This window comes from Gemmatimonadota bacterium, assembly GCA_041390105.1.
Taxonomy (GTDB): domain Bacteria; phylum Gemmatimonadota; class Gemmatimonadetes; order Longimicrobiales; family Gaopeijiaceae; genus JAGQIF01.
Window position 1 is genome coordinate 970,837 of record JAWKQO010000001.1, and the last position, 20,434, is coordinate 991,270.

Below are 20,434 nucleotides of genomic sequence, written 5' to 3' on the forward strand. Positions count from 1 at the left end.
CATGTGTCTGGGAATACCGGGACGGATCACCGAGATCCACGAGGACGCGGGTCTGCCCATGGGCACGGTGGACTTCGGCGGTGTGCGCCGCGAGGTGTGCCTGGCCTACGTGGCCGATCACGTGGAAGTGGGCGACTACGCCATCGTCCACGTGGGCTTCGCCATCTCCAAGGTGGACGAAGAGGAAGCGCGCCGAACCTTTGAAGCGCTGAAGGAGATGAGCGAGCTGGACGAGCTGTCCTGGATGCGCGAGGTGGCCGAGCAGGGACTGGGAAGCCTCGAGGACGGAGGCGGAAGGTGAAGTACCTGAGCGAGTACCGCGACCCGCTCCTTGCCCGCAAGCTGGTGGACCGCATCCAGCGCACCGCCACGCAGGAGTGGGTGCTCATGGAAGTCTGTGGCGGTCAGACCCACACGATCGTCCGCCAGGGAATCAACGAGGTGCTGTCGGGCGCGGTGGAGATGATCCACGGTCCCGGTTGCCCCGTATGCGTGACACCGCTCGAGCAGATCGACCGCGCCTTGGCGCTGGCGGCCCGCCCCGACGTCGTGTTCACTTCGTTCGGAGACATGCTGCGCGTGCCCGGCAGCGAGTGCGACCTCCTGCAGGTGCGCGCCCGGGGGGGCCAGGTGCGGGTGGTCTACTCACCGCTCGACGCGCTGGAGCTGGCCCTGAACAACCCCGAACGGGAGGTGGTCTTCTTCGCGGTCGGTTTCGAGACCACGGCGCCGGCCAACGCCATGGCCGTCTGGCGCGCACGGGAGCTCGGGATCCGCAACTTCAGCGTGCTGGTCTCCCACGTGACCGTGCCGCCCGCGATCGAGGCGATCCTGACCGCACCCGACAACCGCGTCCAGGGCTTCCTGGCTGCCGGCCACGTGTGCACGGTCATGGGCTGGATGGAGTACGAGCCGTTGGCTGCGCGTTACCAGGTGCCCATCGTCGTCACCGGGTTCGAGCCTCTGGACATCCTCGAGGGCATCCAGATGACGGTCATGCAGCTGGAGGAGGGCCGTCACCAGGTCGAGAACCAGTACGCGCGTTCGGTGCGACGCGGCGGAAACCGCCCCGCGCAGACTCTGGTGGCGCGTGTCTTCGAGCTGGTCGATCGTCAATGGCGGGGCATCGGCACCATCCCCGGCTCCGGCCTGGGCCTCAAGGCGGAGTTCGCCGACTACGACGCCGAGCGGAAGTTCGATCTTGCCGGCATCCGCGCCACGGAACCCGAGGCCTGCCATGCGGGCGAGGTCCTGCGCGGGCGGCTGAAGCCCCACCAGTGTCCTGCGTTCGGTACAGACTGCACACCGGAGCGCCCGCTGGGTGCACCCATGGTCTCCTCCGAGGGCGCCTGCGCCGCCTACTACAACTTCCAGCGCTTCCAGTCTCCTACGGAGGTGACCGCATGAGCACGCAGACGCTGTCGCGAACCGGTGTCTCCTGCCCCACGCCCATCCCGGACCGGGAGCGTGTGCAACTGGGGCACGGCTCCGGCGGGAAGATGAGCGGCCAACTGCTCGCCGAGCGCTTCCTGCCGCGCTTCGCCAACGCGGCGCTATCGCTGCTCGGAGATGGCGCGGCCGTGCGGGCCCAGAGTCCGGACCTCGTCGTCTCCACGGATACGTTCGTGGTCTCCCCCCTCGAGTTCCCGGGGGGCAACATCGGTACGCTGGCCGTGCATGGCACGCTCAACGACGTGGCCATGATGGGCGCCGATCCGCTCTATCTGGCCGCAGGCTTCGTCCTGGAGGAAGGACTTCCCTTCGACGTGCTGGATCGTGTGCTGGACAGCATGCAAGACGCCGTCGCCAAGGCAGGCGTGCAACTCGTGACGGGAGACACGAAGGTGGTGGAGCGGGGCAAGGCGGACGGGATGTTCATCAACACCACCGGCATCGGGTTCCTGCATCACACCTTCCACCCCAGGCCCGATGAGGTGCATCCCGGCGACGCCGTCCTCGTGAGCGGCCCGCTCGGTTGCCATGGTATCGCCGTGATGGCCGCGCGCGGCGAGATCGGCTTCGAGGTGGACGTGGAGAGCGACAGCGCCTCCCTGCACCCGTTGGTCGTTCTGCTGCGGGAACGCTGCGGATCGGGCGTGCACGCCCTTCGGGACCCGACGCGGGGGGGCCTCGCCAGCGCGCTCAACGAGATCGCACGGGCCTCTGGCGTGGGCTTCGAGCTGGAGGGGATCGACGCGGTCCTACCCGAGCCGGTGGCGGCTGCCTGCGAGATGCTGGGCCTGGACCCGCTGTACGTCGCCAACGAGGGCGTGCTGGTCGCCATCGTCGACGCGGAGCATGGCGAGCGGGCGCTGGCGGCGCTGCGCAGCCACCCGCTCGGGCAGCAGGCCCAGCTCGTGGGACGGGCGGTGGACCGACACCCGGGCCTGGTGGTGCTCCGCACCGGACTCGGTGGAAGTCGGATCGTCGATCTCCTTCCAGGAGATCAACTTCCACGGATCTGTTGACCTGCTTTCTCGGCGGGCCTCGCCCCGCCTCGGACGAGACTTTCCAAGGAGGAACCATGACGAGAACGAGCCCACTGGGGCGCCTGGCTGGACTGATCGGAGCGTTGTTCGCTGCCGACGCACTGCCGCTCTGGGCACATCCCGGCGCGGGACCCCATGTCCACGAGCCGACCCTCTCTGTCGCGGGTGCCCTGGGCGCAACGGCTCTGGCGATTCTGCTGGCGGCCGTGGCGCGGGACCGACTCGGGAACCGCTGAGGCGGGACCTGCGAACAGGCCGACGCCGGGCAGGCCGCCGCCCCGCATCGGACTACCTGCCGCGCGCCTCGCGCAGCTGGATCGCCACGGTCGTCAAATCGTGCACGGGCGTGGGCACTTCGTGCACTCGTCCGAGTCGGGACACCGTCCCGTTGAGGGCGTCGATCTCGGTGGGAATGCCCGTGGCCAGGTCGTGCAGAAGACTCGGGTAGAACCCGTCGGGAAACGCGTCGAGCACCGCGGCCACGCGCGACTCCTCCTCCGAGTCCAACGGCACGCCGAGGGCGCGGGCCACCTGCAGGACCTCCGCCACCGCGGCGCGTTGCAGCCGGTCACCGGCAGGGTGCGCGCGTAGGGGTCCCAACGTTGATCCACTGGGCCCACAGAGTGCGGCCAGCGTGCACACCACTGCCATCTTGCGCCAGAGTTCCATGCGGATGTCGGAAGAGACCTCGACGACCAGCCCGGCGCTTTCCAACGCTCGGGCGATCGGCGTGACCAGAGTTGCCGACGCCGCTCCACCCACCGGACCCGGCGGACTCAGCACGATGCGGCCGTGCTCGCCTTTCCGCTCGATGACGCCGGGACCGGTGCGAAAGGCGGTCACATAGGCCAAACCCGCCAGGAGGCGATCGCTGCGCACCCCCATGGCTTCGAGCCGCTCCACGGCATCGACACCGTTCAGGAGGGGGACCACCAATGCCCCCTGCTCCGCCAGGTAGTGCACCTGGGGTGCAACGCCGTCCAGCGCGTAGGTCTTGACCGTCACCAGCACGACGTCAGGCCGCTCCACGTCCAGCCCGGAGGCTGCGCAGGGGATGCGTACCAGATACCCGCCCGTCGGCTCGCGCACATGCAGCCCGTCCCGGCGGATGACCTCGAGGTGCTGGCCGCGCGTGACCAGTTGCACGTCGTGCCCCGCCCTCAACAGTGCGGCACCCAGATAGCCGCCCAGGCCGCCCGCACCCAGCACCACGAACTTCATGCGTCACCTCCGGCCGCTGCGCATCGCCTGTTCCGGCGCGTCGCGCCCCTGACGCTTCCATGCGTTCCGACACTCATCGGTCGGTCACGCAGCCCAGCGAGGCGGAGGAGACCGCCCGCACATACTTGAGCAGCGCCCCCCCCGACACGGGGAGCGGCGGCGCGACCCAGACGCTGCGCCGCCGCTCCTGTTCAGCCTCCGGCACGTTCCACTCGATCCGATCCGCCTCCGCGTCGACAACGATCTCGTCGCCGTCCTGCACCAGGGCAATGGCGCCCCCGACCTGTGCCTCCGGGGAGACGTGACCGACCACGAATCCGTGGCTACCCCCTGAAAAGCGGCCGTCGGTGACCAGCGCCACCGCAGGGCCCAGCCCCGCCCCCATGATCGCCGACGTCAACGTGAGCATCTCCGGCATCCCGGGACCGCCCTTGGGCCCCTCGTAGCGCACGATCACAACGCTGCCCGCTGCCACTTCACCGCGCTCCAGGGCGCCCAGTGCCGCTTCTTCACGATCGAACACGCGTGCGGGCCCGACGAACCGGGTGCCCTCCTTCCCGGTGATCTTGGCCACCGCGCCTTCGGGCGCCAACGACCCTCTGAGGATGCGGATATGCCCCGTCGCCTTCAGGGGCCGTGCCAGGGGGCGAATGACGTCCTGCCCTTCGCCGAGAGCGGGGAGCGCCGCCAGGTTCTCCGCCAGGGTCTTCCCCGTCACGGTGCGGCAGTCGCCATCCAGCATGCCGGCCTGCAGCAGCAGCTTGAGCACACCCGGTGTACCGCCCGCCCGATGCAGATCCTCCATGACGTAGCGTCCGCTCGGCTTGAGGTCCGCGAGATAGGGCGTGCGGTCACTGACGCGTTGGAAGTCGTCGAGGGTCAGCTCGACGCCGGCCGCCTGGGCGATGGCGAGCAGGTGCAGCACGGCGTTGGTGGAACCGCCGAGCGCCATCACCACCACCATCGCGTTCTCGAAGGCCGCGCGGGTGAGGATGTCGCGCGGCCGCAGGTCCACTTCCAGCAGCGACCGCAGTGCGCTTCCGGCCGCGCGACACTCCTCCAGCTTGGCGGGATCGGTGGCGGGCGTGCAGGAGCTGTACGGCAAGGTCATCCCCAGGGCTTCCGCTGCCGCGGCCATGGTGTTGGCCGTGTACATGCCACCGCAGGCACCTGCTCCCGGGCAGGCACTGCGCACCACGCGCTGGAACCCGGCCTCGTCCAGCGCGCCGGCGATCCGCTTTCCATAGCTCTCGAACGCACTGACGATGTCGATGGGCTGCCCATCCAGCCGACCCGCCCGGATGGTGCCGCCGTAGACCATCAGACCGGGACGGTTCAGGCGGGCCATGGCCATCAGCGAGCCCGGCATGTTCTTGTCGCACCCCGGCACGCACACGGTGCCGTCGTACCACTGTGCCCCCATCACCGTCTCGATCGAATCGGCGATCAGATCACGCGACGGAAGCGAGTAGCTCATGCCCGCCGTACCCATCGAGATCCCGTCGCTGACGCCGATGGTGTTGAAGCGCATGGGCACCATGCCAGCGGCTCGCACGCCCTCCGACACCGCGCCGGCGAGATCGAGCAGGTGCATGTTGCAGGGGTTGCCCTCCCACCACATGGAGGCGATGCCGATCTGAGCTTTGTCCAGGTCGCCTGGAGTCAGACCCGTGGCGTAGAGCATCGCCTGCGAGGCAGCTTGCGACGGCTCCTGGGTCAGCCGACGACTGTAGCGGTTGAGCATGGAACCGGAATCAGGCACGCGGGGACTCCATGGGCACGAAAGACGCCCCGGAAAAGTAGCCGACCGATGGACGACCCTCAAACCAGGGACCCGCCCGCTCGGGCGGCATCCCTCAGCGGGTGCCCTGCAGGCGCTCCAGACGCTCGCGCCGCCGTTCCTGGCGCTGGTCCCAACGCTCGGCCCAGCCCCGCAGCTCCGGCTCGTGGGCCTCGGTGGTGAGCACCACCAGCGTGTCCCCCGGTTCGGCCATGGTATCCCCCCCCGGCACGATGACGCGGTCGGCCCGCCGCAGCAGCACCACCAGGCACTGGGGAGGCAGCCGCAGATGGCGAATGAGGCGGCTCCGTCCTCCCTGATCGACCGGAGGCACGTGCACTTCGATCTGCACCGAGGCGCTGCCCTGTACGTGCAGAGAGCCGCCGGCCCGCTCTAACAGCTTGCGGTGCTCCTCGCTGAGCTCCTGATACGCCCACATCATGTCATGGCGGCGCAGCACGCCCACCACTGCCCGTCCACTGGCGTCTTCGACCACCGGGATCTGCTGGACGTCCGCCTGCGCGAACAGTCGGAAGGCCACGCGCAGCGTGTCGCCCGGCTCGCAGGAGAGCACCGTGCGGGTCATCACGTCTCCCACCGTCCTGCCTTCCATCTCCCCCGCCAGCACCGCCTGCTCGAGATCCGTGTCGGTGATGATGCCGATCAAGCGCTGCTGGTCGTCGACCACCGGCCAGCTGCGCGTCCGCCGCGAGCGCGCGAAGCGCGCCATCTCTTCCAGCGTCAAGGCCGGTGAGAGCGTCTCGAACTGACGGCTCATGGTGTCTTCGACCAGAACCAGGTCGAGCACGCTGGACGCTCCACCCGCCGGGGTGAGCGCCCCACGCCGTCGCAGCTTCAGGGAGTAGATGGAGTCGGGATGGACGCGTGAGGAGATCAGATAGGCCACCACCACCGAGAACATGAGGGGGAGGATGATCTCGTAGTTGTCGGTCATCTCGAAGAGGATGATGATCCCCGTCATGGGCGCGTGGGCCGCGGCCGCGAACAGGGCTCCCATGCCCACCAACGCATAGGCCCCCGCGGGCGCCGTCTGCAACGGAAGCCAGGCGTTCACCAAACGCCCGAACGCGCCGCCGCCCATCGCGCCGATGAACAGCGCCGGCGCGAACACACCCCCCGAGCCACCCGCGCCCAGTGTGATGGACGTGGCCAGGATCTTGAGCGCCACCAGGGAAAGCATGAGGCCCGTGGTCAAGCTGCCCAGCAGTGCGAGCTCGACGCCCTCGTGCCCCACCCCGAAGATGTGTGCGCTCCCGAAGAACCCCATGGCGCCGACGGCGAGCCCGCCCACGATGGCCTTGAAGACCGGGCCCCGTTGCCAGCGCTCGAAGGCGTCCTCGAACCAGTAGACGCTACGCACGTAAGCGGTCGCCACCACGCCCAGCAGGACGCCCAGCAGCAGGTAGAGCACGAATTCCCAGTCGCTCACCAGCGTGAACGTCTCGACCAGATGGAAGGCGGGCTCCCGGCCAAGGGCCGCCTGCGAGACGGCTGTGGCGGTGACGGCCGAGATCACCACCAGGCCGAACGAGCGAGCCACGAAGCTGGTCAGGATGACCTCGAGCCCGAAGATCGTCCCCGCGATGGGTGCGTTGAAGGTGGCGCCGATGGCACCCGCGGCGCCGCACGCCACCAGCACGCGGAGCTGTTCTGGCGTGACGCCCAGGAGCTGGCCGACCGAGCTGCCCAACGCCGACCCGATCTGGACGATCGGCCCCTCGCGCCCCACGGATCCCCCCGACCCGATGGAGATGGCGCTGGCCAGCGCCTTGGCCACGGCCACCCGCGGCCGGATGCGACCGCCGCGCATGCGCACCGCGTATTGGACCTCGGGCACGCCGTGCCCACGCGCCTCCGGCGCCCAACGCCGCACCAGCAGCGTGACCAACACCATGCCGAGCGGGGGCGCCAGGAAGTAGTGGAGGTTGGCCAGCGCGGGAGGCAGACCCAGCCACTCGCCCAGGTGTTGTCCCTGCCCGAAGAAGAACCACTGGACTCCGGCGATCAGCACCCGGAGCACGATGGCTCCGAAGCCGGCCAGAAGACCCACCGCGATCGCGACGAGGAGGGGAGCGGTGGTCTCCGAGTGCGCGACGCGCTGTCTCAGCCGGTCGAGGGGCTGGAAGCTCATGCGTCGCGGCGGGAGAGCTCGTCCATCGTGGGGCCAAGGATAACGGAGGAGCGGGGCGGAGGGGAGACGCACGCGGTGCCCCGGCACGCCGGGACCGGCCGCCTGCCCCTCCCCCCCGCCCGCACTCACCCACGCATCAGTTCACCCGCTGGGTATAGATCACCGCATCGTTGGCGCCGTTCGGGTCGTTCTCCAGGCCCGCCACCGTGAGGGTCTGCGAATGCAGTCCCACCACAGTCCCCTCGAAGGTGAGGGTGAACTCGAGCGGCGCGCCCGCAGCGACGGGACCGAGAGTGCAGGTCACCACGCCTGCTCCGTCCACGGTGCACGAAGCGCCTGAGGCCGACAGGAACGCCAGCCCTTGGAGCGGCGTGGTCGTCACCGTGGACCCGCTCGAGGACGACGGACCCAGGTTGGTGACCCGGAACACGCTGTTCATGGTGTCTCCCACGAACCGGTTGTCCTGCTGACTCACCTGTGTGAGCTCCAGATCCGCATCGACGTCGTTGTCGGCGATCTGGACCACCACGGACTGCGCTGCCGCGCCCGAGTACGCCGGATCCGCACTGGTCACGGCGTGGCGAATGGTGTCGCTGTGCAGCCCTTCGGCCACGGCATCGTCCACGGCACTGGTCAGGTAGGCGAGCGGCAACGCCCAGTCCGCCACAGTGAAGGTCTTGGCACCGTCGGTGACCACTTCACCCAACGCCGAGCTCGGTGTCACCGTGACGTCCGCGCTGGGCGGGGTGGCGCCCAGGCACACGCTGTAGCTCTTGGTGGCTCCGCCCTCGGCGAGCGTGAGCGTGGGTGGGCCTACGGCAACGTCGGCACTGAAATCGTAGGCGACCACGCGCGTCCGTCCGGGTGCCTGATGCAGACGCCAGGCGTGGTTGTTGTCCACCAGGTACCCGCCCAGCATGGAGAACGTGGGACCGGCGGTGCCGTCGTCGGTGATCACGTCCAGCACCTGTCCGCATTCTCCGCCCTCGTAGGGCGACGCGCCGGACAGAGTCAAATTGCCCGTGGCGCGGAAGGACCCCGTGACGACCAGTTGATCGTAGTCGCCGGCGTCCGGCCCGCCGACCTCGAGGGCCACGGTCGTCGTGTTGTCCAGGTCCGCGGACGCCATGGTGAGCGTGCCCACTCCGTTCCCGGGCTCGATGCGCGCGCCGCTCCCGATCACGTCCCCGACCGATCCCGGTCCGAACAGGACGGCGTGGTCCAACTCCAACACGCCCACCATGGTGCTGAGCGAGTTCGCTTGGAAGATGGTATTGAGGGTCATCCGCAGACTGGCGCCGTTGGCATCGATGAAGCCCTTGTTCTTGAGCTGTACCACTCCGGGGCCGTCGACACTCAGAGTGCCCCCGCCCGACAGTCGCATCTCCCCTCGGTTCACAATACTGTCCGACGAAATGGTCGCGCCCCCCGTGGTCAGGCGCAGCTCCCCGCGGTTGAGCAGACCGGGGAACGACAACGCGACGGAATCCACCGCGGTGGAGGCCACCATCAACGTGCCGTCGATGATGAACGGACCCGCCGTCAGACGGTCGAAGACATAGTCGTGATCGCTGTCGCCAAAGGCTCGCAGGGTGACGTCCTCGCCGATGATCCCGGTCACCCTGGTGGTGCTGGGACCGCCTCCGCCGGGGAACAGGTAGAGGGTGCCTTCAAGTGCGGGCTCCCGGATGGTCAGGTCGCCGGTCCACACGGCCAGGGGCATCCCCCCCGTGAAGTCGAGCACGCCCCCCGTCCATACGAAGTCGAACCAAGCCTGCATCACGGCGTCCCCGGTGATTTCGCCTGCGCGTTGGTGCCAGCTGACGCCGGTGGCCAAGGGCCGGGGCCGGAACTCGATGTTCGAAGTCTGACCGGTGCGCCCGACGATGACGCCGTCGTTGACCACGCGTCCGTTGCTCTCGAGCTCGAACTTGACCGGGGCCGTCAGGTCCAGAGTGCCGCCGTTGCGGATGCGAGCCAATTGAAAGAGTGCCAGCTGTCCGCCGCAGGCGCAGGGGTTGGAGACCGTGATGCGCCCATCGTTGATCAGGGTCGGCCCGGGAAATCCGCCGATGACGTGCCCGCCCACGGACGGGATGTCGAAGCGGCTGCCGGCAGCGACTTCGAGCGTGTCGGAGACCGCGAACGTGCTCGCCAGCAGGGGATACCATTCCAGGGTCACCGTGGCCCCCGCCCCTCCGATCCGAATGCTCTTCACGTCGGTGGAGAACGACAAGTTGACCGTGTAGGTGCCGGGGGCGTCGATGCACACCACGTCTCCGGCCGCGGGAACGCCCGCCGGCGACCAGCGCGTGGAGTCGACCCAGAGGCCCCCGATCCCGGAGGCCCAGGAGCGGGTGCAGGCGCTCGCTGGAATCGCTGTCCCCGCCGCGGTCAGAGCGGGCGGGCCCAGCCTCTCGGAAGGGGCTTCCGTCGGAGAGTCATGACAGGCGCTGAGCACCAGCGCCGAGATTGAACACAGGTACACGCCGAGCCGGGGCATCGTCCCTCCCCGTCGAGTGGTGGCACGCGCGGCTCACCCGTCCGCGCGACACCCGACACGGCGACGGTCGAGGGGGGAAGTTGGACACCGGAGGCCAAAGCCGGTGCACGATGGCCGGGCGCCGCCGCTTCTCGGCGCGGCCGCCCTAGGGATCCTCTCCCAAGGACGCGTAATAGCTCGCGATCCGCTCCTGCATGCCCGCGCGCGTGTACACGTCACGTCGACCGGATTCCACGACGTCCGCGATCACCGCGGCGACCTCCTCGGCACTCTGCGAGTTGGGCAACTCCCAGGAGCTGGGTCCGCCGTGCATCGCGTTCGCCCCGAAATCGGTGCGTACGACGCCGGGCGAGACCAGAGAGACGTGGATGTGCGGGTAGGCCTCGGCCAACTCCGCTTGGAACGTGGTGCTCAGCGCGTTCAGGAAGTGCTTGGCGGCACAGTACGCAGAACGGAAGGGCGCCAAGGGGATGCGCCCCAGCAGCGAGGAGATGTTGATGATGTGCCCCTGTCCGCGTTCCTTGAAATGGGGCAGCACCTCCTGCATGCCGTAGAGCGCCGTCATGACGTTGATCCGCATGATCTCGTCGATGTCGTCGTCCGTCAGCTCGGAAGGCATGCGGAAGATGCCCCGACCCACGTTGTTGATCCAGACATCGACGCGGCCGAACCGCTCCAGTGTGGCCTCGACGGCGCGCCGCACCTCGGAGCGTACCGTCATGTCCGCGACGAAAGGGACGACGGTCCCTTGCGAGCGATCCGCGACGTGCTGCAGCGGATCCGCACGTCGGGCAACGGCCAGAACGCTGTGGCCGCGGGCGGCCAGCGCTTCGGTGGCAGCCGCGCCGATGCCCCCGCTCGCACCGGTAACGACGATCACGCGTTGCTCCACGCTGCTGCCTCCTGGGGTGTGGGTGCCAAGGCGGATGTGGTACTCAGCGGAGGGCGGGGGTTCCCTTTCCGCGGGTCCTGGAGCGCTGCACGCACGATGACCTCCGACGCGAACCCCCGGGGAACTGGCCCATGTCCGACGCTTGCGCAAGACCATCTCCGACGCTTGCGCGAAGAGACTCGGGGGCGAGGTTGTCTCGACCCACTCGACGCCCCCAGGGGCCCCTTCCCCGGGGCCTGCACGAGGTCTTGAGCCATGGCCATCCATGTCGTCCTGGTTCACCCGGAGATCCACTGGAACACGGGGAACGCCGCGCGGACCTGCCTGGCGGTGGGCGCGACCCTGCACCTGATCGAGCCCCTCGGCTTCTCGCTGGCGGAGCGCCAGCTCAAACGTGCGGGCCTCGACTACTGGCCCCATGTGGACCTGCAGGTGTGGCCCGATTGGGAGGCGTTCGAGCGTGCCCTGCCGTCCCTCGGCACCCCCTGGTTCTTCTCGACCAAGGCGGCCCGCTCCTATTGGGACGCACCGCTGCGCGAGCCCGAGAACGTGGTCCTGGTGTTCGGCCGCGAGACCGCCGGCTTGCCCGGAGATCTGCTCGCACGCTACAGCGACCGCCTCCTGACCATCCCCATGGCCTCTCCGCTCGTCCGCTCGCTCAACCTCTCCACCAGCGTAGCCCTGGCCCTGTACGAGTTGCTCCGTCAGCGGCGGTGAGGGCCCCTGGACGCCGGCCCGCCTGACTTGTCCCCGCGGGGCCCTTGCCCCCAGCTGGCGGCCGTCATACTATTATGATAGTATTACATGAATAGTACGCACTGGAGAGCCCATGCCCCGACCCGCGCGCCGGCGGTCCCTGACTCCCCTCGGCGAGACCGAGATGGAGGTTCTGCAGCACGTCTGGGCGCTGGGCCACGCCACGGTCGCGGACGTGCACGCGCGCATCCTGGAGGAACGGTCCGTGGCCTACACCACGGTCATGACCGTGATGAAGAAGCTCGCCGAGAAGGGCTTCCTTCAATACGAGCCCGACGGTCCCTCCTACGTCTACTCCGCGGCCCGTTCACCCGACACCGTCCGGGGTGAGCTCCTGCGAGACGTGCTGGAGAAGGTCTTCCAGGGCTCCCCCACCGCTCTGGTGCAGTCGCTGGTCGAGGACGAGCAACTCACTGCCGACGAACGAACAGCGATCGTCGAGCTCCTCGCGGAGTTGGATCGACAGGGAGGGCAAGGATGACACTCGACCCGCTCGAGCACCTGGGGCGCATCAGCGTGGGTTGGTTCTGGGGCCCGTTGGCGGTGTGGACCGCAGGAACCGGAATTGCCCTCCTGCTGCTCGGTCCGCACCGCACCCTCCAGCCCCTGCTCGCCTACCGTTTGCGGCAGGGGATGTTGCTGGCGCTGCCGCTCACCGTCGGGCTGGGGCCGCAACTCGCGCGGCTCATGCCCACCCCGCAGCTGCTGCCAACGTGGGGGACGCCGCGCTCGACGCCGTCCGTCGCGCTGACACCGCCGGCCCTCCTTCCCGACGCGGCGCCCCCCGCGACGGTCGACGTGTTCGCTTTGATCCTGGGCGCCGCAACGGTGTGGGTGGCACTCCTGGCGCTGCGTGCTGGATGGCGGTTCCTGGGACGTCTGAACCTGCTGCGTAGGCTCGGTCGCCTCGCCGTGCCGGTCACCGACCCAGGGGCAATCGCCATCCTGGAGTGGGGGCGTTCCGAGCTTGGCGTCGAGCAACGGGTCGATTTGCTGGAGGGACCGCCCGGAACGATCCCCATGACCTTCGGATGGCGGCGCCCGAGGATCGTCGTCTGCGCCACACTGGCGCAGCAGCCGGAGCGCCTGCGCATGGCCGTAGCGCACGAGCTCATCCACGTCCGTCGCGGCGACGCCGCCTGGGCTGTCATCGAGGGCCTGATCGCATCGCTAGGCGTGGCCCATCCGCTGGTTCCCGCACTCGCCAAGGCGGTGGATCGTCATCGGGAAAGCTCGTGCGATGCGGAGCTGGTCGCCCGCGGCATCGCACCTCCCGGGCCCTATGCGCGGCTGCTCTACGAGCTGGGCGCAGGGAGCGCCCTTCCCCTTCCCGCCCCGGGGCTCGCTGCCCGGCACTCGAATCTCACACACCGGTTGGAGACCATGAGACGCTTCGCGAACAAACCCGAATCCCGACATCTGCGCCCACTCAGCAGCGCGGCAGGCGCAGTGGCCTGCCTCGGCCTCGTGGTCCTGTCCGCCTGCTCCGGGATCCCGGGCCTGCGGTCTAGTGTCAGCGACGAAGCCCGCGACGCCGCCGAGGAGATCACCTCGCGCTTGGGCCCCATGGCCGACGAGACTCGCGAAGCGGCCCTCGAGCGACTCGACGTCCAGATGGCCTACCTCCGCGAGCGCGTGGAGGGCGCGGCAGGTCGGATCGATGAACTCGAGCGCAGCAACCAGCGGGTGGCCCCTCACGTCTACGAGGAGTACCAGCTGCTGAACCAGATGTACCTGCAGCGGCTGGAGACCTACGAGACGCTGAAGATGGAACGAGAGACGGAGATCCGGCTGGGGCGCTCGTCGCGCTGAGGTGCGCAGAATCAGCCGCGCGCCACTCCCGCGTCCGCCAACGCCGCGGCGACGATCCCGGCCGCCTCTTCTTGGATGCGCGCAAGATGCTCGCGCCCCAAGAAGCTCTCCGCATAGATCTTGTATACGTCCTCGGTGCCCGAAGGGCGCGCGGCGAACCACCCGTTCTCGGTCACTACTTTGAGGCCGCCCAGCGGAGCGCCGTTCCTGGGAGCGCGGGTGAGCGTGGCCACGATGGGCTCCCCCGCCAGCTCCTTGGCCGTGACCTGCTCGGGCGAGAGGGCCTTCAGCACGGCCTTGGCCTCGGGTGAGGCGACCGCGTCGGTGCGCTCGTAGACCGGGCTTCCGAAGCGGGCTTCCAGCGCCTGGTAGTGCTCGCTCGGATCCTTGCCGGTGCGCGCGGTGATCTCGGCGGCCAGCAGGTCCAGGATGATCCCGTCCTTGTCCGTGCTCCAGGCCCGGCCGTCGCTGCGTACGAACGACGCGCCCGCGCTCTCCTCGCCACCGAACGCCACGCTGCCGTCGAGCAGGCCGTCCACGAACCACTTGAAACCCACCGGTACCTCGACCAACGGGCGCCCCAGATCGCGAGCCACACGGTCGATCATCGAGCTCGAGACCAGGGTCTTGCCGATGGCCGCGTCCGCTCGCCACCCCGGTCGGTGACGGAACAGGTAGTCGATGGCCACCGCCAGGTAGTGGTTGGGGTTCATCAGCCCGCCCGCGGGCGTGACGATGCCGTGACGGTCGAAATCGGTGTCGTTGCCGAAGGCGATTGCGTAGTCGTCCTTGAGCGCCACCAACCCGGCCATCGCGAACGGGGACGAGCAGTCCATCCGGATCTTGCCGTCCCAGTCGAGCCGCATGAAGGAGAACGTGGGATCGATCCTGCGGTTCACGACCTCGATGTCCAGCCCGTAGCGCTCCGCGATGGGATCCCAGAAGGCGAGCCCCGCCCCGCCCATCGGATCGGCTCCGATGCGAAGTCCGACGGCGGCGACGGCCTCCAGATCCACCACGTGGGCAAGGTCTGCCACGTACGGCGTCACGTAGTCGTGCTCATGCACCCGATCGGATGCGAGTGCTCGCCTGAGCGTCCAGCGACGCACGTCCTGCAGCCCGCCCTCCAACAGCTCATTGGCGCGCTTTTCGATCACGGAAGTGATGTCCGTGTCCGCGGGGCCGCCGCTCGGCGGGTTGTACTTGAAGCCGCCGTCGTCGGGAGGATTGTGCGAGGGCGTGATCACCACTCCATCGGCCCGATCATCTCGGTGCTTGGCGTTGTGGGTCAGGATGGCGTGCGAGATCACGGGCGTCGGCGTGTATCCGCGGCCCGACTGGATGACCACGTCCACGCCGTTGGCGGCGAGCACCTCCAGCGCAGTCACCATCGCCGGCTCGGAGAGCGCGTGCGTGTCCATGCCCAGGAACAGCGGCCCCACGATCCCCGCGCCCGCGCGGTACTCCGCCACCGCCTGGGCGACCGCCAGGATGTGCGCCTCGTTGAACGAACGCTTGAGCGAGCTGCCGCGATGGCCCGAGGTGCCGAACGTGACCCGCTCCCTCCGGTCGGCGGGGTCGGGCCTCTCCACGTAGTAGCTGGAGACCAGGCGGGGAATGTCGGGCAGGCGGTCCAGGGGGACGGGCTGGCCTGCGAGGGGGTCATGCGACATGGCGGTCGGGGGCGGAGGCGGCGGTTGGGACGGCGCCTCGAATCCTACTGCTTCGGAGGCGGCGGTTGGGACGGCGCCTCGAATCCTACTGCTTCGGAGGCGGCGGCCCCAGGGTAGGGCTACCGGGTGGGTATCACTGTACTCCGGCGCGTCGCGCGCCGCGGCCTCGGCTCGCACCAGCGGCGGCGGAGGGGGACCCCTACGGCCGCTCCAGCAAATAGGAGACGTCGAAGAAGGGGGTGGAGACGCCGATGGTGCCGATGGTGGCCCGAGCCAACACCACGTTGCCCACCTCCCCGCCGCCGCTGAAACGACGCACCACCAGCGTGTGGCGCACCGCTCCCCGGTCATACGCCAGGGTCAGCTCCACCGGGTCGGCAACGCGCACGTTGACCAGCGCGAAGACCGCGTCGAGGGTGATGGTCACGCACGAGGGGCAGGTGGGGAGACGCACGCTGTCCGCGTCGAAGGCGATGCGCAGACGCGCGTCCTTGTTCTCGAAGGGCTGGCCGTCCACCAGCCCCGCCCCGCTCCCAAAGTAGTCACCCACCCAGGCGCCGGCCTCGTCGCGGACCGCCTCGACCGCCGGATCGACCTCCACATCCGCAGGCCCGCCGAAGCTGCATGCGGAGAGGAGGAGGGTCACGGCGAGGAGTGTGCGCGGCAAGGTCCGGTCCGCCCTGGCAAGTGGATCCGAACAGGAGTCCCGGCAAGATCGCTGGAGAACGGCCCCGATCGTGCGCAGGCGACAAACCCCGTCACGGCAATCACTTCGCTTCGATGGGCGCTACTGGATGGGCGTCGCTCCGCTCCGCCGCGTCGGCCGCTCAGCGGCCTCGGCTCGAACCCCAGCCAGACCGCTGTTCAGACCACTCTGCATGGATGGGCGCTGAGGGATTTGAACCCCCGACCCCCTGCTTGTAAGGCAGGTGCTCTGGACCAGCTGAGCTAAGCGCCCGTCGGTAGTGAACGTAGCCGGGGAGCGGGTCGGTCGGTAGCCCGACTGGCCGCTGGGCGGGTCACCATGCGCTCTCCTCAGCTCCGAGGAAGCTCAGGCGGCAGGACACTCGACGGAAAAAACCAGATCCGCGCGATGCGCCCGCCCAGAATCTGATAGGTCACCAGCTGGGTCGCGGTGACTCGATCGGCTCCGGCGCCCCACGAATCCATCTCTACCGCGTGAACGAACTCGTGGACCTTTGCCCCCGGAATCACCTCCATGCGGAGATCGTCCAGGTCACCGAACGCTTGGACCGCCATGCCCACGATCTCGTCGCGGCCGCGGGCCACCTCGGTCAACCCATCGTTCTCCAGCTGGAACCAGATCACGTCCTCGGCCAGCCACTCCCGCATAGCCTCGGGGTCATGGCGATTGAAGGCTGCCGCGTACGCTTCGATCACGACGTGCGCCGGGATCACTCCCCGTTGTGGGGCGCGGGAGGGCGCGCTGGCGCAGGCCGCCAAGCCGCCCATACCCACCATCACGAGTACCCCCCGAATCGCTTCCCTCATGCCTCTCCCGTCGTAGCGCCCTCGCAGGAGCGAGCAAGCGCTGTGCCCGGCGCGGGCTGACGGCCCTTTCAGCAGCCGTACCCACGGATAGCTACCCGCGACGAAGCGTTTCCTTGACCGCACGCGGGATCAGCACGAAGTCACCGCCCTGGTGTGAACCGAAGTGTCCATGGACCGGCATGTTCACGCCCTTGGCGCAGTGCATCTTCAACTCGTCGAAGGTGAGCAGGTCGTCCTGTTGGACATTCTTGTTCCCTCGGGTCTCCAATGCCTCCAGGACATTGCGGGCAAAGGGCGAATGCGCCTGTTCCCCATCTTTGACGCTCCCGATCCCCGAGGCGATGAAGTAGCGCGAGCCACACATGAGCTGGCGGTCGAGGAAGTATTGCGTGTCCACCGATGCGTAGCTGCTTCTGTATTTCTCGGTCATCGCCAGCCGGTCCAGCTGCTCCTTCTGTTCCCGCGTCAAGGTGTAGCCGGTGCGAGCGTTGTATCCGAACTTGCCACCAAAGCACACGTCCAGGATCAGTAGAACGTGTTTGAAATCCAGATTGTCCAGAATCTTCTGCAAGGCGACGAACTGGAAATAGGACCTCAAACCTCTGTCGTCTCGTAGGCTCTTGGAGTCTTTCAGTACAATGAACCCGTCGTCGTGGATCACGCTGTCGAAGTGTCCATGGCCCGCAATGAACACGATCAGATTCTTTCTCTCGCGCACCTCGGTGTAGTCGATGAGAGCGCCTTGCAGGTCATCGTAGGTGGCGTTCGGCAAGAACCGTGTGTCATAGCCGTACTCCTTCCTCAGCAGCTCCTCGACCCTTGTTCCATCCGCGATCGGGTTCCTCAAGCTGTCCCAGCCGGGCGCATCGAACTCGTCGATGGCAACGACCAGCGCACAGTCCTCGGGCCCTACGTTCGCTGTTGGAGTTTGCGTCTGGTCCGGGATCGTGGTACCGCGGGTGTCGACCGCCCGGATCCGGGCGGCGAGGTCCGCATAGTCCTTCTCATAGAAGATGCGGGAATAGAACCACGGGTTCTGGAGAACCGGGAAGTCCTGTTGTCGTTGCAGGATCTCGAACTCGACCCGCTTTCTCTGATGGGGGTCGAACAGATCGAGAAGACTGGCGTCGATTCCCGTCAGAATCTGGGTCAAGACACCGCCTTCCGCGGTTTCATAGGCTACACCTTCCGAGGAGATGATCACGCGGTTGCGACGGGTCAGGGCCGTGAGCTGAGGGTCTTGACTCGACAACGCGGAGATCAGGACGTCCTGCATCCCCTCCTCCGAGCAGAGGTCGAGAATGAACAACTGCTTCTGGCATTCGATCTGCGAGGTCCAGCTGTGAAGCTTCTCCAGGGACAAGGCGTGTTCCGAGGCCTCGGAGACATCCGCCCACGTCTGATCCCCAGGGTGGGTCAGGAGCCTGAATCCCTCCTTCAGCACCGCGTATCCTGCCAGGAAGATCACCAACACGTCATCCGGTCGCGCCTGTGCGACGACCTTCTCGAAGCTCTGGGTGATCCGATCGAGAGTGGCCTCCTCGTCGTCGTGCAGGTAGGCATGGAGGGCACCTCTGATCGGAACGTCCTTCTCGATCTTCCAGGCGATCCGACGCGCGTCATCCTTGCAGGCGTTCAGCTCGCCAATGAAGGGCAATCCAGTGCGATCGATGGCGACCGTGATCAGGTGGAGGTTGTTTGGCTCCCTTGGAGGGGGTGCTTGTCTCACCATTCCCATTGCGGCCTCCGCGTCAGGGAATCAGAACGTCGTGCGGGGAAAGGGCCAGGAGGTCGTAGGGCGGCGTTCAGGCGGGAGGCGGGCTCATCGGACATGGGGCGCAACATCCGGCGGGGGAGGAGGGTCCGCAAGCGACTTCCGCCACAAATCCTGGTATGGATTCCGCGACCCAGCGCCCCAATTGCGAAGGTCCTCCCCCTGCGCGTGATGCTCGGTTCTCCCTCAACCAGGCCCGATCCGAAGTCGCCTCTTCACCTGTTCAGCCTCCACCTGCGTCGCTCGTTTGAGCGGCGGCGCGTCGGGTAGCAGCCGTCCGGTCGGATCGAAGAAGGTCGCCCCACCGTCCGGCTTCAGCTCGACCCCATAGCCCCCCTCGTGCAGCAGTCGGTGATGCACACGGCAGGTCAGGATCAGGTTGGAGAGGCGCGTGCCGCCTCCGTCCGCCCAATGCCGCACGTGGTGAGCATCGGTGAACCGCCGGCCACAGCCCGGGAATCGGCAGCCTCGGTCTCTTACCTCCAACGCCCTACGGATCGCCGGCGGAATCGAGCGCGTCCTTCGTCCGACGTCGAGCACTCGCCCGTCCGCGTCTCTCGTGACACGCACAACCCCCGCATCGCAGGCCAGCCGCCGTGACGTTGCCGCGGAAACGCGAGTCCCGTCATCCAGCTCTGACATCTCGGGCTCGGAGTCGCCGTCGAGCGTCTCGGCCTCCACATGCAGCACTACCTGGTACCGCTCCGCCCGCGTACCGCTCACCGGCGCCTCCGGTCCACCGCCCTCCTGGTCGAGCCCCGCCGCGAGCGCCCGCTCGGCCAGCAGCCCGACGGCGTCTGCCCGCCGCTGCTCGGGTGTGATCGCTTCGCCGTACCCGGCCAGACCCGGCCCCTTCCAGAACAGGGCATCGCTGGCTGCATCCAGCGCCCGCATCAGCAGGGCACCCACTTCCGGGTCCAGTCGTCCTTTCACCACATACATCCCATCGTCGTCCGGGAAGACCGACAGTGTCCGTCTCTGGTGCCTCAGGCGCTCAAGCTCCCGCTCGTCCAGCCGGCTGTGACGCTTCCATCCACGCACGACGCGCTCCAACTGATGAGCTGTGGAACTGAGAGCCACCTCCAGCAGTTCGGACTCGCTGTTCGAATCGGCCACTCGCGTGAGGGCCCGTACCTTGGAGAATGAGAGCTCGCCGCGCGCCATGGCGCCGCGGATCTCCGGAAGCGACGTGAGTGCCCGGGCCGCACGCACCTTCTCCCGCGCCGCGCCCAGGTCGATTCCCGTGCGCCACGCCAACCAGTGCGCGCACGTGACATGACCAGACAGCTCCCACCCGCGCCGGCGATCGAACTCCGCGATCAAGGTCAGTTGTCGGTGGGTGGCGGAGGCGATCTGGGCCGCAAGCGAGGCAATCTCGTCACTCAGCGCTTCCAGTTCGTCGAGTTCTTCGTTCGGAAGGTCGAACGGAGAGCGGCGAGGGGCGTCGGGTCCTGCGATGGACGCGGGAACCATAGCAGAGGCGGGAGCGAAACCCATGAAACGGCTGCCTTTCGGAGGGCGAATCGAGCGCGTTCGTGGCGCGTGCACGAAAGGTAAGGGCGGGTTTTTCGGCCTCACTGAGGGCGCCTGGAGCCACGAGTGTGACGCCGCAGGCCGCGGAGGGGTCAGCGGGACCGAGCGGCCGCGCACAGAGCCTCGAGCAGAGCGTCAGTAACGCCCGAACCCACGATCTCGGATGCCGGTAGGCACGCGTGCCGCAAAGTCGTCCATAGCAGGATGGGACGTCGTTGATGGACCGGCCCCGCAGGAGACGAGGAGCAGCCACGATCGCGCTGCGATCGCGATCACCGGGTGTGGCAGGTCCGGTTTCTCGACGGCTCCGGTCGGGCATCCTAGCTTGTCGCCATCG

At 68.0% G+C, this 20,434-nt stretch carries 17 protein-coding genes and 1 tRNA gene; 7 read left to right on the plus strand and 11 right to left on the minus strand.

Annotation, left to right across the window (positions count from 1 at the left end; translation table 11 throughout):
- Nucleotide 1: 1 nt before the first annotated feature.
- The 4 genes from R3E10_04370 to R3E10_04385 are packed head-to-tail and all read left to right on the plus strand — an operon-like array spanning nt 2 to nt 2,725.
- The gene (locus R3E10_04370; GenBank protein ID MEZ4414967.1) at nt 2-301 is read left to right on the plus strand and encodes a HypC/HybG/HupF family hydrogenase formation chaperone; all 300 of its coding nucleotides are present in this window, start codon (nt 2-4) and stop codon (nt 299-301) included.
- Nucleotides 298-1,407, plus strand: coding sequence for a hydrogenase formation protein HypD (hypD, locus tag R3E10_04375; GenBank protein ID MEZ4414968.1), 1,110 nt, complete (start codon nt 298-300; stop codon nt 1,405-1,407). The genes R3E10_04370 and hypD overlap by 4 nt, the downstream gene beginning before the upstream one ends.
- Entirely contained in the window at nt 1,404-2,468 is a 1,065-nt protein-coding gene (gene hypE, locus R3E10_04380; GenBank protein MEZ4414969.1) for a hydrogenase expression/formation protein HypE, read from the plus strand. The genes hypD and hypE overlap by 4 nt, the downstream gene beginning before the upstream one ends.
- Before the next feature lie 56 nt (nt 2,469-2,524).
- Nucleotides 2,525-2,725: a hypothetical protein gene (locus R3E10_04385; GenBank protein ID MEZ4414970.1), complete on the plus strand. Its 201-nt coding sequence runs from the start codon at nt 2,525-2,527 to the stop codon at nt 2,723-2,725.
- Nucleotides 2,726-2,777: 52 nt separating this feature from the next.
- Here the strand turns inward: R3E10_04385 and R3E10_04390 are convergent, their stop codons facing one another.
- The 5 genes from R3E10_04390 to R3E10_04410 all read right to left on the minus strand — a co-directional run bounded on the left by R3E10_04390 (nt 2,778) and on the right by R3E10_04410 (nt 11,037).
- The gene (locus R3E10_04390) at nt 2,778-3,710 is read right to left on the minus strand and encodes a ketopantoate reductase family protein (protein ID MEZ4414971.1); all 933 of its coding nucleotides are present in this window, start codon (nt 3,708-3,710) and stop codon (nt 2,778-2,780) included.
- Between the two features lie 73 nt (nt 3,711-3,783).
- On the minus strand, nt 3,784-5,454 hold the full coding sequence (gene ilvD / locus R3E10_04395; protein MEZ4414972.1) for a dihydroxy-acid dehydratase: 1,671 nt from the start codon (nt 5,452-5,454) through the stop codon (nt 3,784-3,786).
- Between the two features lie 112 nt (nt 5,455-5,566).
- On the minus strand, nt 5,567-7,642 hold the full coding sequence (locus tag R3E10_04400; GenBank protein ID MEZ4414973.1) for a chloride channel protein: 2,076 nt from the start codon (nt 7,640-7,642) through the stop codon (nt 5,567-5,569).
- 136 nt (nt 7,643-7,778) lie between these two features.
- The gene (locus tag R3E10_04405; GenBank protein MEZ4414974.1) at nt 7,779-10,145 is read right to left on the minus strand and encodes a hypothetical protein; all 2,367 of its coding nucleotides are present in this window, start codon (nt 10,143-10,145) and stop codon (nt 7,779-7,781) included.
- Nucleotides 10,146-10,290: 145 nt separating this feature from the next.
- A complete protein-coding gene (locus tag R3E10_04410; protein MEZ4414975.1) occupies nt 10,291-11,037 on the minus strand; it encodes an SDR family oxidoreductase in 747 nt (248 codons plus the stop codon).
- A gap of 255 nt (nt 11,038-11,292) precedes the next feature.
- On the opposite strand from R3E10_04410, the gene R3E10_04415 reads away from it, so the two are divergent.
- From R3E10_04415 to R3E10_04425, 3 genes are all read left to right on the plus strand, one after another.
- Nucleotides 11,293-11,754, plus strand: coding sequence for a tRNA (cytidine(34)-2'-O)-methyltransferase (locus R3E10_04415; GenBank protein MEZ4414976.1), 462 nt, complete (start codon nt 11,293-11,295; stop codon nt 11,752-11,754).
- Nucleotides 11,755-11,866: 112 nt separating this feature from the next.
- Complete coding sequence (locus R3E10_04420) at nt 11,867-12,274, plus strand: BlaI/MecI/CopY family transcriptional regulator (GenBank protein ID MEZ4414977.1); 408 nt, start codon at nt 11,867-11,869, stop codon at nt 12,272-12,274.
- Nucleotides 12,271-13,605, plus strand: a complete 1,335-nt coding sequence (locus tag R3E10_04425) for a M56 family metallopeptidase (protein ID MEZ4414978.1) — start codon at nt 12,271-12,273, stop codon at nt 13,603-13,605. Before R3E10_04420 ends, R3E10_04425 begins: the two co-directional genes overlap by 4 nt.
- A gap of 11 nt (nt 13,606-13,616) precedes the next feature.
- Here the strand turns inward: R3E10_04425 and pgm are convergent, their stop codons facing one another.
- From pgm to R3E10_04455, 6 genes are all read right to left on the minus strand, one after another.
- Nucleotides 13,617-15,278 carry a phosphoglucomutase (alpha-D-glucose-1,6-bisphosphate-dependent) gene (gene pgm, locus R3E10_04430; protein ID MEZ4414979.1) on the minus strand — a complete coding sequence of 554 codons (1,662 nt, stop codon included), beginning with the start codon at nt 15,276-15,278 and terminating at the stop codon, nt 13,617-13,619.
- Nucleotides 15,279-15,477: 199 nt separating this feature from the next.
- Nucleotides 15,478-15,945 (minus strand): hypothetical protein, encoded by a 468-nt coding sequence (locus R3E10_04435; protein ID MEZ4414980.1) that lies wholly within the window; start codon nt 15,943-15,945, stop codon nt 15,478-15,480.
- A 216-nt stretch (nt 15,946-16,161) separates the two neighbouring features.
- Nucleotides 16,162-16,236, minus strand: a tRNA-Val gene (locus R3E10_04440).
- A gap of 77 nt (nt 16,237-16,313) precedes the next feature.
- Nucleotides 16,314-16,790 carry a nuclear transport factor 2 family protein gene (locus tag R3E10_04445; protein MEZ4414981.1) on the minus strand — a complete coding sequence of 159 codons (477 nt, stop codon included), beginning with the start codon at nt 16,788-16,790 and terminating at the stop codon, nt 16,314-16,316.
- 91 nt (nt 16,791-16,881) lie between these two features.
- Nucleotides 16,882-18,528, minus strand: coding sequence for a caspase family protein (locus R3E10_04450; protein ID MEZ4414982.1), 1,647 nt, complete (start codon nt 18,526-18,528; stop codon nt 16,882-16,884).
- 222 nt (nt 18,529-18,750) lie between these two features.
- Entirely contained in the window at nt 18,751-20,061 is a 1,311-nt protein-coding gene (locus tag R3E10_04455) for a DUF222 domain-containing protein (protein ID MEZ4414983.1), read from the minus strand.
- Nucleotides 20,062-20,434: the final 373 nt, after the last annotated feature.

Coding starts and splice junctions, on each gene's coding strand:
- R3E10_04370 (MEZ4414967.1), top strand. CDS start 2: ATGTGTCTGGGAATACCGGGACGGATCACCGAGATCCACGAGGACGCG.
- hypE (MEZ4414969.1), top strand. CDS start 1,404: ATGAGCACGCAGACGCTGTCGCGAACCGGTGTCTCCTGCCCCACGCCC.
- R3E10_04385 (MEZ4414970.1), top strand. CDS start 2,525: ATGACGAGAACGAGCCCACTGGGGCGCCTGGCTGGACTGATCGGAGCG.
- R3E10_04390 (MEZ4414971.1), bottom strand. CDS start 3,710: ATGAAGTTCGTGGTGCTGGGTGCGGGCGGCCTGGGCGGCTATCTGGGT.
- ilvD (MEZ4414972.1), bottom strand. CDS start 5,454: ATGCTCAACCGCTACAGTCGTCGGCTGACCCAGGAGCCGTCGCAAGCT.
- R3E10_04400 (MEZ4414973.1), bottom strand. CDS start 7,642: ATGAGCTTCCAGCCCCTCGACCGGCTGAGACAGCGCGTCGCGCACTCG.
- R3E10_04405 (MEZ4414974.1), bottom strand. CDS start 10,145: ATGCCCCGGCTCGGCGTGTACCTGTGTTCAATCTCGGCGCTGGTGCTC.
- R3E10_04415 (MEZ4414976.1), top strand. CDS start 11,293: ATGGCCATCCATGTCGTCCTGGTTCACCCGGAGATCCACTGGAACACG.
- R3E10_04420 (MEZ4414977.1), top strand. CDS start 11,867: ATGCCCCGACCCGCGCGCCGGCGGTCCCTGACTCCCCTCGGCGAGACC.
- R3E10_04425 (MEZ4414978.1), top strand. CDS start 12,271: ATGACACTCGACCCGCTCGAGCACCTGGGGCGCATCAGCGTGGGTTGG.
- pgm (MEZ4414979.1), bottom strand. CDS start 15,278: ATGTCGCATGACCCCCTCGCAGGCCAGCCCGTCCCCCTGGACCGCCTG.
- R3E10_04445 (MEZ4414981.1), bottom strand. CDS start 16,790: ATGAGGGAAGCGATTCGGGGGGTACTCGTGATGGTGGGTATGGGCGGC.
- R3E10_04450 (MEZ4414982.1), bottom strand. CDS start 18,528: ATGGGAATGGTGAGACAAGCACCCCCTCCAAGGGAGCCAAACAACCTC.
- R3E10_04455 (MEZ4414983.1), bottom strand. CDS start 20,061: ATGGGTTTCGCTCCCGCCTCTGCTATGGTTCCCGCGTCCATCGCAGGA.